The sequence below is a fragment of the Cupriavidus sp. 05L310 genome, from assembly GCF_056398185.1.
Genome location: NZ_JBFTOX010000067.1, coordinates 1 through 12,277, shown reverse-complemented (window position 1 = coordinate 12,277; position 12,277 = coordinate 1). Strand labels below are relative to the sequence as shown.

The window sequence follows — 12,277 nt, the reverse complement described above, 5'->3', positions numbered from 1 at the left end:
CAGACGGCATTTACCCGAGCGCTGCCCGAATCCACTGTGCCTGAAGTCATGGAGGACGCGCGGTTGACCGCCAAGAATGCCGAGAGCGCCGATCCCCTGAACGGTGAGCTGGTCTACCGCATCCACGCCGCGCGCGACGACGAAGGGTTGCGCGGTGTCATCGCGCTGCTGCGCGACCAGTTCTCCGCGGGCACGGCGGTGCTGGCACGGCGGCACCTGGCTGGCGGACAGGGAGCGGTACTGTGCGGCGCGCCGGATGATGCGGCGTTCTTCCGCACCTTCGCGGAATACTCGCCACGCAATCCCTGGTTTCTCTCCAGCAATGCCTACCAGCCGCTGCAGGTGATCGGCGGCGACGACATGCTCAGCAGCAGCGACCTGGTCAGGACGGACTTCTATCATGCGCTGCTGCGGCCCCATCAATACCTGCACCGCCTGTGCGGGGTCGTCGCCCGCGAGGCAGACGTGGTCTATTTCCTTGAGCTGTACCGGCGCGAAGACCAGCGGCGATTCAGCGCAAAGGAAAAGACCGAGTTCCGCGGGCTGCTGGCGCATATGGCGCTGTCGCTGGAGAACCGCTGGCAACGGCACAGCGCCACCGACCTGAGCCAGGCGCTGATGCGCATCATCGACGGCCATCCCAGCGCTACCTTCCTGGTGGAGCAGGACGGACGCATCGTCTATTGCAACCGCAGTGCCCAGGCGCTGTGCGGGCAGGGCAGCGGGCTGTACCGGGACGGGGACTATCTCGCCGCCGTCATGCCCACCGATCACCGTGCCTTGCGCGAGATGCTGGCCGGGCTGGCGCGCGGTGCCGGCGACATGCGCGATGCCCACGCGGGTCATGCCGCGCTGGTGCCGACCCAGGTGCTGTCGGTCTGCGCGCCGGGATTTGCGTTGCCCACCACACTGACGCTGCAGGCCGCCGACGCGTCCTTGCGTACCGGCCTGGGCGAGGAGCGCGCGGTGGTGGTGGTCAGCGCGCGCCGGCAGGGCACGGAGCACGCGCACCACGATTGCCTGTTCGCGCGCCAGTTCAAGCTGAGCGAGGCCCAGGCGCGGGTCAACGCGCTGGTCTTTGCCGGCCACTCGATCGCCAGCCTGGCCGAGGTGCTGCACGTCTCCGATAACACGGTGCGCAGCCACCTCAAGCAAATCTTCCAGAAGACCAACACGCACGGCCAGATGGAACTGGTGCGTTTGCACGCCCAGCACTGCCCGCCGGCCTGAGCGCCCGGACGCGGCAAAACCCTTGCGGGCCGGGGTCCGCGCAGGCCCGCATTGGCGCGGCGCACCATCCTTCCCCGGCGCGAACCGACACGCGTGTTTCGTATCCCGCTTGCGCCGTTGCCTCATGCGCCTGGGTGAACTCGCCTCACCCAGCCGGATGAGACGGAAATCCTCGCCGTGAGGGATTCGCATGAGCACGGCCCTGCATATAGTTGATCCGTCGCCACACGGCAGCGCGCGGCGCCAGGGCCACGAACACGAACACCCAATAAAACTAGACCACCTTACGGGGGAGACACGCCATGCTAGGCCTGACCTTGCTGTACGTCGGAGCAGTGCTATGCCTGAACGGCCTTTGGCTGCTCGGAAAAATTGGCGACCGCGAGATCTGGGTCGTGAATATCTTCGCCGGCGGGGTAACGATGCTGGTGTCGCTGCGGCTCATTTTTGGCGGCGAGGCGGATAGCGCATCGATCAAGGCCGGCGCGCTGACGCTGCTGTTCACCTTCACCTACCTGTGGGTTGCGCTCAACCGCTTCAATGGTGCCGACGGGCGCGGCCTTGGCTGGTTCAGCCTGTTCGTCTCGGTCACGGTGATTCCCGTCGCCATCGACGCGCTGCGCAACGCGAACTCCGTCTGGGACACCTGGTTCGCCTGGTGCTGGGTCGGTTGGGGCGTGCTGTGGTTCCTGTATTTCCTGTTGCTCGCGATGCAGCGCCCCATCCTGAAGTTCACCGGTTTCGCCACGGTCCTGGCAGGCATCGCGACCGGCTGGCTGCCGGGCTATCTGCTGCTGAGCGAGTCATTCAAATAGACAGCAACGGGGCACGTAATCGCGCACGACGAAGCGGGTTCAGGCAGCCACCACGGCTGCATGGTTTCACGGCCGCAATCCGGCGATTGACCGGATCCACACCAAGGAGACAGGCAAATGGCAGATACCCTTATCAAGGTCGATCTCGCGCAGTCGGCGTACGAGAACGAGAAGGTGCACAACCGCTGGCACCCGGATATCCCGATGGCCTGCTGGGTCAATCCCGGCGACGAGTTCATCCTGGAAACCTACGACTGGACCGGCGGTTTCATCAAGAACAACGAGTCCGCGGACGACGTGCGGGACATCGACCTGTCGATCGTCCACTTCCTGTCCGGGCCGGTGGGCGTGCATGGCGTCGGGCCGGGGGACCTGCTGGTGGTCGACCTGCTCGACGTGGGCGCCAAGCAGGAGAGCCAGTGGGGCTTCAACGGCTTCTTCTCGAAGAAGAACGGCGGTGGCTTCCTGACGGACCATTTCCCGCAGGCGCAGAAGTCCATCTGGGATTTCCACGGCGTCTACACCACGTCGCGCCACGTGCCCGGCGTGCAGTTCGCGGGGCTGATCCACCCGGGGCTGATCGGTTGCCTGCCCGATCCCAAGCTGCTGCAGACCTGGAACGAACGCGAGGTAGGCCTGATCAAGACCGACCCGGACCGCGTGCCGCCGCTGGCCAACCCGCCGTTCGCCGCGACCGCGCACATGGGCAAGCTCCAGGGCGACGGCGCGAAACGGGCGGCGGCAGAGGGCGCGCGCACGGTGCCACCGCGTGAGCACGGTGGCAACTGCGATATCAAGGACCTGTCGCGCGGCTCGCGGGTGTATTTCCCGGTGTATGTGGATGGCGCGGGGCTGTCGGTGGGCGATCTTCACTTCAGCCAGGGCGACGGCGAGATTACCTTCTGCGGCGCCATCGAGATGGCGGGGTGGGTGCACATGCGGGTGAACGTGATCAAGGGGGGGATGGCGAAGTACGGCATCAAGAATCCCATCTTCAAGCCCAGCCCGATCACGCCGACCTACAACGACTACCTGATCTTCGAGGGGATCTCGGTCGATGAAAGCGGCAAGCAGCACTACCTGGATGTCAACGTCGCCTACCGGCAGGCCTGCCTGAACGCGATCGAATACCTGACCAAGTTCGGCTACTCGCGCGCGCAGGCCTACGCCATCCTGGGCACGGCGCCTGTGCAGGGGCATATCAGTGGCGTCGTGGACATACCCAACTCCTGCGCCACGCTATGGATACCGACGCAGATCTTCGACTTCGATATCCGGCCGGAGGCCAATGGACCCACTGTGCATATCAAGGGAGGTGCCGATGTGCTCCTCTCACCCGACCTGGCCTGACGTAGCCTGACGAGCGCCGGGTCGATGTGAAGCGATCTGAAGCAACCGGCGGCCGGCGCGGATTCCCGTATTCGCACGGACCGCGCCGGCCGGTTCCAACCGAGCGGAGACCTGAATGCCCATTTATGAATACGCGTGCGTGGATTGCGGCACCTTCAGCGCGGTGCGGCGCATCGACGATCGCGATGCGCCTCAGGCGTGTCCCGGCTGCGGCCAGGAAGCGCCGCGCATGGTCACGGCGACGATGCTGGCGCTGATGCCGTCGGCCCGGCGTGCCGCGCATGCCGGTAACGAGCGCAGCGCCCATGCGCCGGTCAGTTCGCAGGGGCACCGCCACGGGCCCGGCTGCGGCTGCTCGGGGGGGAGTGCCCGGCTGGCCGGCAAGCCGGACGGCGCCAAGTCCTTTCCCGGCACGCGGCCCTGGATGATCAGCCATTAGCGACGCCATCTGGCGACGGGCTACGCAAGGCACGGATCGAAGGAAGGCAGCAAGCGCGCGGCCTGGCACCCCCGCGGCCGGATTCAGAAGCGGTAGGTCACGCTGCCCACAACGGTCCGCCGCGCGCCGAAGTAGCAGTCGCCACGTGCCAGGCAAGTGGTGACGTATTGCTTGTCGAACAGGTTGGTCAGGTTGAGCGCGACGCGTAGCGGGCCATGGTCATAGGCGAGCATGGCATCGAACAGCGTCACGCCGCTGACCTTGTTCTGGTCCGTGCCGTCGTAGCTCGGGCCGACATAGCGCACGCCGCCGCCGGCGGCGAAGCCCGGCAGTTCGAACAGGTTGAACTTGTAGGTTGCCCACAGCGAGGCCATGTTCGACGGCGTGCTGGCCAGGCGCTTGTCGATTTCGGCGGCGCTGCCTTCGGTCACGCGGGCGTCCAGGTAGGTGTAGCTGGCAATCACGTCGAGCCGGTTCGACAGCGAGGCCGTGGCTTCCACTTCAATGCCGCGCGTACGCGCCTCGCCCACCTGCACGGTGTCCGGCATGCCGTTGACCACGCCGGCGGTCTTGCGGTTCTTTTCCCGCATGTCGAAGGCGGCCACGGTCAGCATGGCGTTCTTGCCCGGCGGCTGGTACTTGATCCCGGCCTCCCACTGGGAGCCGCGCAGCGGCTTGAAGGCCTGGTTGGCCTTGTTGAAACCGGCGAGGCCCTGGAAGGATTCCGAGTAGCTCACGTATGGATTCAGGCCCATGTCGGACTGGTACATCAGGCCGAATCGCTTAGTCAGTTCGTTGTCGTCGCGCGAGGCCGACGGCGTGTTGTCCTGCGATGCGCGCGACCAGTCGTAGCGCAGGCCAAGCATCAGCAGCCACTTGTTCCAGGAGAGCTGGTCCTGGAGGTAGATGCCGGTCTGCGCCTGTGTGCTGGGGTTGAGATCGCGTGTCGATGCCGGCGCGACGAAGTTGCCGTAGACGGGATTGAATACGTTGAGCGGCGCGGCGGTGCCGCCCACGCCGGTGCGGCCGGTAATCTCGGCGTGCTGGTAGTCCAGGCCGGTGAGCAGCCGATGGCCGATGCTGCCCGTCCGGAATGTCGCCTGTGCCTGGTTATCGATGGCAAATGCGTTCAGCGTGGGCTGGTTCAGGTAGACCGTGCGGCGCATCAGCGTATCGCTGCCCGGCACCCAGCCATGCGTCGCGCCGGTAAAGCCCGCCGCATAGATGCTGCGGTAGTCGACCGTGCTGTGCGAATAGCGCAGGTTCTGGCGCACCGTCCAGGTGTCGCTCGCCTTGTGCTCGAACTGGTAGCCGACGGAGGCCTGTTCGGCGGTGTACCGGTCGAAGCCCGGTTCGCTGCTGAACAGGTGATCGGGAATCTGGCCCGCCGGGTTGGAGTACAGCGTCCCGCGCCAGGGATAGAAGCCCACCGACGTGCCGCTTTCATCTCGCTGGAAGTTGGCAAGCAAAGTGAACGACGTGTCGGCACTGGGCCGGAATGTGAGGGAGGGCGCGATCAGGTAGCGGTTGTCCTTGACGTAGTCGACCTGGGTATCGCTGTCGCGCGCAAGGGCCACCAGCCGGTACAGCCACTTGCCGTCGGCATCCAGCGGCCCGGTCAGGTCGGCCTGGACCTGCTTGCGGTTGTAGTTGCCGAACTGCACGCCGATCTCGCGGGCGGCTTCGGCCTGCGGGCGCTTGCTGACAAGGTTCAGGATCCCTCCGACCGCGCCCTGGCCAAACAGCATCGACGACGGGCCGCGCAGCACGTCGATGCGTTCCAGCCCGTAGACGTCGGTGCGCACGTTGTTATAGAAGCCGACCTGGTTGAGCAAACCGTCCTGGTATTGCGTGAAGTCCGTACCGCGGAACTTGCCCCAGTCGCCCCGGTTGTCATTGCCATACGGGCCGGCATAGACGCCGGCGCTGTAACCCAGCGCCTGCTGCACCGACTGGGCGCCTTGCGCTTCGATGCGGTCGCGGGTGATCACGGAGATGGACTGCGGCGTTTCCATCAAGGGAGTGTCGGTCTTGGTCGCTGTCGCGCTGCGTTTGGCCACGAACCCGTGCACCGGGCCGGTCGGCGTTTCGTCGGCGTTGCTGGCCCGCACCGTCACCGCTGGCAGCTCCGCTGCATCCGCCTTGCCAACTGACGGCTGGGCCGCCGGCGCCTGGGCGAAGGCCGTACCGATGGCCTGGAGGCTCAATGCCACGGTGGTCAGGGAAACGGTGTGGCGCCTCCGGCGGGGTTGGCGGAGTGCGGCGCGCTTCGGCATGTTCAGGTTCATCGGTATTTTCAGGATGTTTCGAGACGGCCGGGGAGATGGCGGGAAACCGTTGGCCTGTTGCTTTATAAATAGAAATACAAATCATTATCAATATCGTTTGCATTGTAACTGAATGTGTCGAAAAGAATACAAAGGTGATAGCGCGACAGGGTTATTGGCCTGCCGGCCGCATTGGCTTACCGGCGCGGGCCTGCGCGCGCCCCGGGCTCCCTTGAAGTGGAAGCGGAAAACGCGCGCGAGACGCAGCGCGGCGGCAGACCGCCACTTGCCGCGTCAGCGGGATAGGCAGGCGATCGCGCTGCGCAGGGGGAGGTGGAGCAAGGATGGCCGCGTCGCCCCCGGTTGCCGAAGCCTGACCTCGGTACGAGGCATCGACGAGGCGGAAGGGGGCGTGTCTGGCGAGGCGGTGGCCGTCGCCAGCGCGATTAACGGTGCATGAGCGCGAGCCTTACGAGTTCCACGCTCCGGCTGCCGTTCATCTTGAACTTCAGGGAGGCGACCTGCTTGCGGACCGTGTTCTCGGATACGCCGTTCTGCACGGCGAATTCAGCGGGCGACTGTCCGGCGACGAGGCCGGAAAGCACCTTGGCGTCCGGGGACGCCCGGTGTTCCCTGAAACCGCGGAACCGGCCGTCGCTGGCATGGCCTAGAATTGCCTTGCGAGACCAACACGTCGCGAGCGGAGGGGGCCGAATGGCACGGTTTTGCAGCAGGCTCGTCCAGGCAGGCATGCTTGCCTGCGTGCTCGCGTATTCCGCGTCCGGGCTGGGCGGCGAGGACGTAGCGCTATTGCCCGTCAAGCTCCCGCGGCACGTTGAGATTCAGTTGCCGAAGGGATGGACGCTGTTGTCGGAGGCGCAAAGCCGGGGCCGCGAGGTGACGCTCGATGCCGCGACCGACATCACGCGCCATGCATCGGAGGGGGACCGGCTGAACCTCCTTCACGCCGTGTCGAACCCCAGTGGCCCGTATGCAGCCGTCGTGATCAACTCGATTCAGCCGCCGGGCGTTTCGTTCAGGCAGGTGCGCAAGTTCGATGAGGACATGCTCGAGGCGTTCGGCGCAGGCTTCGAACGCTTGATCCGGGATTCGCTCAGGAAGTCCGGCAGGCAATTGCTGTCGATCACCAGTCCGCGACTTGAGACGGTTGGCGGCTGGCCTGCCATTGCCATCAGTTACACCCGAAGCGGCGACCAGGGCACGATTTACGTGCAGCACTTCGACATCTATACGCCAGACCAGGAGCTTCTGCTGATCCTGGCCTGCCGCGACGCGGGGCGCGGCACATGGCTGCCAGTGCTCGAACGGATCACGAAGTCGCTTGTGGCCGGCGAGAACTAGGTCGCCGGACTGATCCGGACGCGCATTCAGGTACCCGCGCACCTTGCGCGGCTGGCTTGCCGCGAACGCCAGGCGGTCGCGCAGCGCATGGGAACTGGCCAGGCACTGACGCGGGCGAGCGTGCATCGGCTTCAGAAGGACGACCAGTCCGAAGCCGATGAGGATGCCGCCGGCGCAGCCGCAGCGCTTGCACGCGGCGCAACCCCCCGCGGCGAGACAGTGACGGCCTTCGGCGCGGGCGCGCGGCTGGCGGCGCTGGCCACGGCCTGGTTGCCCAGCCTGAAGACGGCCACCGTGTCCTTCAACCTGCTGGCTTGCTCCTCCAGCGATTGCGCGGCGGCTGCCGCCTCCTCGACCAGCGAGGCGTTCTGTTGCGTCACTTCGTCCATCTGGCTCACCGCGTGCGCGACGTGGTCGATGCCGCTGTTCTGTTCGACCGATGCGGCGGAGATCTCGCCCATGAGTGCGCACCTCGCCGGCGACGACGGCAAAGCCGCGCCCCTGTTCGCCCGCGCGAGCCGCTTCCACAGCCGCATTCAGCGCCAGGATATTGGTCTCGAAGGCGATGCCCTCGATGATGCTGATGATGTCGGCAATGCGGGTGGAGCTTTCGTTGATCTCGCCCATGGTCGCGACCGCGTTGCGGATCACTTCGCCGCCGTGGTTGGCGGTTTGCGTTGCCGTTGCCGACAGCACCGTGGCCTGGCGCGCGTTATCGGCGTTCTGCTTCACGGTGGTGGTCAGCTCTTCCATGCTGGCCGCGGTTGCTTCGAGCGAGGCGGCTTGCTGCTCGGTGCGCGATGACAGGTTGACGTTGCCCGCGGCGATTTGCCTGGTTGCCGCCGCGATCGTTTCGCTGCCGGTGCGTACCGACAGCACGGTTTGCGCCAGGCCGTCCTGCATCTGGGAGATGCCCGACAGAAGCTGGCCCATCTCATCTTGCGAGCGGATTTCGACCGGCCGGCTCAGATCGCCCGCGGTAGCCGTCCGCGATGGCGGAAAGGCGCTTACGGAGGGCTGGTGTACCAGCGCCGGAGCATCGGAAATCCGCTCTTCAGGGCCTGTTGTCTGCCGGGCAGATCAGGGATGTCCGCGAATCAGGCCATGATGCCGGTCTTCACGCGGCCGGCCCTTCCGGCGGCAGCATCTCGTACACCAGCGCGCGCAAGCGCATGACGGCTGCCGGCAGGTTGGCCTGGCGCATCGCCAGGTGCAGCGGGGCAGTCAGCGACGGGCTGCCGGCAAGCGCGCGGTAGGCGATGTCGTCGCCGCCCAGGCGGCGCATGGAGGCGGGTACCACAGAAACACCAAGGCCTGCCGCCACCAGGCTCAGCGTGGCGGGCAGGCGCGGCGCTTCCTGCGCCACCAGCGGGCTGAAGCCCGCCGCGCGGCATGCGGTCAGGATGGCGTCGTACAGCCCCGGCCCGGCCGGGCGGCGGTAGAGGATGAACGGCTCGCGCGCCAGCGCCGATAGCGGCAAGGCGCCGGCATCCGCCGCCAGCGGGTGCCCGGCCGGCAGCGCGGCCAGCATCGGCTCCTCCAGCACGGCATCGAGCAACAGCCCGGTGGTGCTGCCCACCGGCGAGCGCACGAAGGCCGCGTCGAGCCGCTCATGCAGGATCGCGTCCACCAGTTCGCTGGTGCCGGCTTCCTCCAGCGTGACGGCAACGCCCGGCACGCTCTCGCGAAACCTGCGCAGCACGGCGGGGACGAAAGGGTGCGAGGCGGCGGAACTGGTGAAGCCGACGGCGAGCCGCCCTTGCTCCCCGGCCGCGGCACGGCGCACCACCTCGGCCACGCCTTCGGCTCGCGCCAGCACCGCGCGGGCTTCCTCCAGCAACGCCAGCCCGGCCTCGGTAGGCCGCACACCACGCGGCAGGCGCCGCATCAGCAGTACGCCGAGTTCGGCCTCCAGGCCGCGCAACAAGCGCGTGAGCGGCGGTTGCTGCATGCCCAGGCGCTCGGCGGCGCGGGTGACGTGTCCTTCTTCGGCCAACGCGACGAAGGCGCGCAGCCGGCGTAGCTCGATCATTGCGATACTCTCAGGGTATGGATTTTGTACTCAGGATGCATTGGAAATCATAGCAGTTCGGGCCTATGCTGACGGCGTGAATCGCATCGCGCTGGAGCACGGCCATGCAGCAAGACAGGGATGGAGGGCAGGATCAGGCCGGGGATGCCGGTTTGCCTGCCGCGTCGCATGCAGGCAATCTGCTGGAATTCCTGGCCTGGCTGGCAGCCGGGCCGCGCACCTATGCCGACACCATGGAGGCATGGCGCACTTCCTGCCCGCGGCTTTCCGCGTGGGAGGACGCGAACGCGGCCGGCCTGGTCGACATGGAGTGCGCGGCGGGCGTGCCGCGCGCGCAGGCTGTGGTCCTGCTCACCGCGAAGGGCAAGGCCGTGCTGCGCCGGGCGAGGCCGCCATCGGCGTGAAGAACGCCAGCGTTTCGACGCATTCACCAAGCACCGGAACCGAACCCGCAAAGGAGCAGCAATGACTTGGTCAGCCAGGCAGTACGTGAAATTCGAGAACGAACGGACCCGTCCGGTCCGGGACCTGCTGGCCGCCGTGCCAGGGCGCGAGCCGCGCGTGGCGGTGGATATCGGCTGCGGCCCGGGCAACTCGACCGAGGTGCTGGCCGCGTGCTTTCCCGGCGCCCGCGTGACCGGGCTGGACAGCTCGGCCGACATGGTCGAGGCCGCGCGCAAGCGGCTGCCGGAGCTGAAGTTCGAAGTCAGCAGCATCGAAACCTGGGACGACCCGGGACCCTACGATGTGATCCTCGCCAACGCCGTGCTGCAATGGTTGCCCGACCACGCGCGCCTGCTGCCCGCGCTCGCCGCCAAGCTGGCGCCGGGCGGCAGCCTGGCGATCCAGGTGCCGGACACGCTGGACACGCCGGCGCACCGCCTGATGCGCGACGTCGCCGCCGACGGCCCGTGGGCCGGCAAGCTGGCCGCCGCCGCGCAGGCGCGCATCGCACTGCCGGGCGCGGCCTGGTACTACGCGCTGTTGCGCGCGCACTGTGCCACGGTCGATGTGTGGCACACCACTTACCATCACGCGCTGGCGGATGGCCCGGCCGCGATCGTGGAGTGGTTCAAGGGTACCGGCCTGCGCCCGTTCCTGGATCCGCTGGACGAAGCGGAGCGGGCGGCCTACCTGGAGCGCTATACGGCGGAAGTGGCGCGAGCCTATCCGCCGATGGCGGACGGCTCCGTGCTGCTGCCGTTCCCGAGGTTCTTTATCGTGGCGACACGTTAGCGGTGAAACAGGCGGGCTTCAGCGGCCCGCTGTCAGCTTGCATTTGGTAGCTGGAGCGAGGACTACGATCGGTTTTTCATCAACCAAAGCGGACGAAGGCACATCGACGATATCCTCATGCACCGTGACAGGCATGACGACCGTGTAAGTCCGTCAATCCAGCCACGCGTAGCCGGTCGCCGACATCGCAGCGAGGAACGCGAACACGAGAACCGGGACGGCAACCAACAGCGTCTGCGCTCCGGTTGCGGTTGGCGCATGTTGCCTAAGGAATATAGACCCTGGCAGACCGCATATCGGCGGCGGCAGCTGAAGGCATGCCGTTAGGTTACTGGCGCTGGCGTGACTTCGCCGGTTTGCTGGCGTTGGCTTTGACTAGTCCGCCGATCATTTTCCTGATCGAATAGATGGACACGATCGGCTAGTGCCCAATACCTCGATCCTCGGCGATGACGCCCGCATTTAACAGACCGTGCTCCGGTCACGGCAACCCGGTCGGCACATTGTTCGCCAATCGGTGCCGAACACCATTCAAAAAATGGGTGCCTGCCGCGCCGGCCGGGACTGGTCCCCGTTACAGCTCGCTAAAGATGGCCCGGTCCCGCAGGTAGCCACCGCCCTCCCGCCGCGTGTTGGTCTGGCTCACGATCACCCAGTCGCGCAGGTCTCCGACATCCGCATCGGTCTGCACCGGGAAGACGGCGCCAATCTCGGCCTTGCAATTCGGCCCCTGGCCAACCTCCGGCGGCGTCATCCGGCGGTCGATCCAGGCCCGGTTTTCCTTGTAGATCTTCAGCTCGAACCCGCTGAGCGGCCGGTTGGCCGCATGCTTGCGGCACACATTCTCGATGGACGTGTTGCGATCGAGCTCGGTCACGGCCCCTGCCATGTAGAAGCCCGCCAGCGAGTCATGCATGTGGTCCTCGAACAGCGCATGGCAGCCATCCGGCGGCGGCACAGGATCTTCAAAGTGCGACATCGCAGCGGTCTCAAACGGCGTCAACGCTTTGGCCATATTGGCGGCGAGTACCTGCATCAGGTTGGCCCCGGCACGCTCCTGGGGCGACAGCATGAGCGGGTTGCGATCCCCATAAGGGGAACGATGGGGCGCGGCCCGGTATCGCACCAGCACCAGGTCGCCCTTGAGGCGGTCATTCGATTCCTGCAGGTCGGCCTGGTCCTGGGGATTGGACGCGAGGTAGAAAGGGCGCTGTTCCAAACGCCGCAGCAGCCACGCACGCCACTGGAAAAAGCGCGCGTAGTGCTGGCTGAGCTGCTCGTTGTAGGGCCCGCCTTCGCAACGGCTCCACCGCATGTACTGGTTCCAGACCTGCACCATGCGGGGGTCCGCCTCCAGGTCGGCTCGCACCTTGTCCTCCATGCCCCAAGTCTGGGTGAGCGGCACGCCAGCCAGCAGGGCCGCCTTGTACATATGCAGCAGCGGGATCTGCGACATCAGCGCGGGCAGGCCATCCCGGGCCTTGCCCTGGTCGCCCGCCCCATAGCCGCCGCCCACGTCCGAGTGCATGCCGGGGTACAGCACCTC

Annotated in this window: 10 protein-coding genes and 2 pseudogenes; 7 read left to right on the top strand and 5 right to left on the bottom strand. The window is 66.5% G+C overall.

Features of this window, described 5'->3' with window-relative positions; all coding sequences use genetic code 11:
- Positions 1 to 36 precede the first annotated feature (36 nt).
- The 4 genes from AC1DS6_RS35360 (at position 37) to AC1DS6_RS35345 (ending at position 3,834) form a co-directional block, all read left to right on the top strand.
- Positions 37 to 1,230 carry a LuxR C-terminal-related transcriptional regulator gene (locus AC1DS6_RS35360; RefSeq protein ID WP_477104228.1) on the top strand — a complete coding sequence of 398 codons (1,194 nt, stop codon included), beginning with the start codon at positions 37 to 39 and terminating at the stop codon, positions 1,228 to 1,230.
- Positions 1,231 to 1,532: 302 nt separating this feature from the next.
- The gene (locus AC1DS6_RS35355) at positions 1,533 to 2,045 is read left to right on the top strand and encodes an AmiS/UreI family transporter (RefSeq protein WP_035873613.1); all 513 of its coding nucleotides are present in this window, start codon (positions 1,533 to 1,535) and stop codon (positions 2,043 to 2,045) included.
- A 117-nt stretch (positions 2,046 to 2,162) separates the two neighbouring features.
- Positions 2,163 to 3,395 (top strand): formamidase, encoded by a 1,233-nt coding sequence (fmdA, locus tag AC1DS6_RS35350; protein ID WP_035873612.1) that lies wholly within the window; start codon positions 2,163 to 2,165, stop codon positions 3,393 to 3,395.
- Between the two features lie 115 nt (positions 3,396 to 3,510).
- A complete protein-coding gene (locus tag AC1DS6_RS35345) occupies positions 3,511 to 3,834 on the top strand; it encodes an FmdB family zinc ribbon protein (RefSeq protein WP_441630740.1) in 324 nt (107 codons plus the stop codon).
- An 83-nt stretch (positions 3,835 to 3,917) separates the two neighbouring features.
- On the opposite strand, the gene AC1DS6_RS35340 is transcribed toward AC1DS6_RS35345, so the two are convergent.
- Both AC1DS6_RS35340 and AC1DS6_RS35335 read right to left on the bottom strand, forming a co-directional pair.
- A complete protein-coding gene (locus AC1DS6_RS35340; protein ID WP_441630738.1) occupies positions 3,918 to 6,122 on the bottom strand; it encodes a TonB-dependent siderophore receptor in 2,205 nt (734 codons plus the stop codon).
- A 425-nt stretch (positions 6,123 to 6,547) separates the two neighbouring features.
- Positions 6,548 to 6,853 carry a LuxR C-terminal-related transcriptional regulator gene (locus tag AC1DS6_RS35335; protein WP_477104227.1) on the bottom strand — a complete coding sequence of 102 codons (306 nt, stop codon included), beginning with the start codon at positions 6,851 to 6,853 and terminating at the stop codon, positions 6,548 to 6,550.
- Here AC1DS6_RS35335 and AC1DS6_RS35330 point away from each other — a divergent pair.
- Positions 6,852 to 7,463, top strand: coding sequence for a hypothetical protein (locus AC1DS6_RS35330; RefSeq protein WP_477104226.1), 612 nt, complete (start codon positions 6,852 to 6,854; stop codon positions 7,461 to 7,463). The two genes, AC1DS6_RS35335 and AC1DS6_RS35330, sit on opposite strands and share 2 nt — an antisense overlap.
- Positions 7,464 to 7,594: 131 nt before the next feature.
- Here the strand turns inward: AC1DS6_RS35330 and AC1DS6_RS35325 are convergent.
- Positions 7,595 to 8,489: pseudogene (locus tag AC1DS6_RS35325) on the bottom strand (methyl-accepting chemotaxis protein); the annotation flags it as partial.
- 91 nt (positions 8,490 to 8,580) lie between these two features.
- Positions 8,581 to 9,495 (bottom strand): LysR family transcriptional regulator, encoded by a 915-nt coding sequence (locus AC1DS6_RS35320; protein ID WP_441630733.1) that lies wholly within the window; start codon positions 9,493 to 9,495, stop codon positions 8,581 to 8,583.
- A 104-nt stretch (positions 9,496 to 9,599) separates the two neighbouring features.
- Here AC1DS6_RS35320 and AC1DS6_RS35315 point away from each other — a divergent pair, with 104 nt between their 5' ends.
- Positions 9,600 to 9,899, top strand: a complete 300-nt coding sequence (locus tag AC1DS6_RS35315) for a hypothetical protein (protein WP_276287717.1) — start codon at positions 9,600 to 9,602, stop codon at positions 9,897 to 9,899.
- A 61-nt stretch (positions 9,900 to 9,960) separates the two neighbouring features.
- Positions 9,961 to 10,731: a trans-aconitate 2-methyltransferase gene (tam, locus tag AC1DS6_RS35310; protein WP_477104225.1), complete on the top strand. Its 771-nt coding sequence runs from the start codon at positions 9,961 to 9,963 to the stop codon at positions 10,729 to 10,731.
- A gap of 574 nt (positions 10,732 to 11,305) precedes the next feature.
- Here the strand turns inward: tam and AC1DS6_RS35305 are convergent.
- A pseudogene (locus AC1DS6_RS35305) lies at positions 11,306 to 12,277 on the bottom strand (hypothetical protein); the annotation flags it as partial.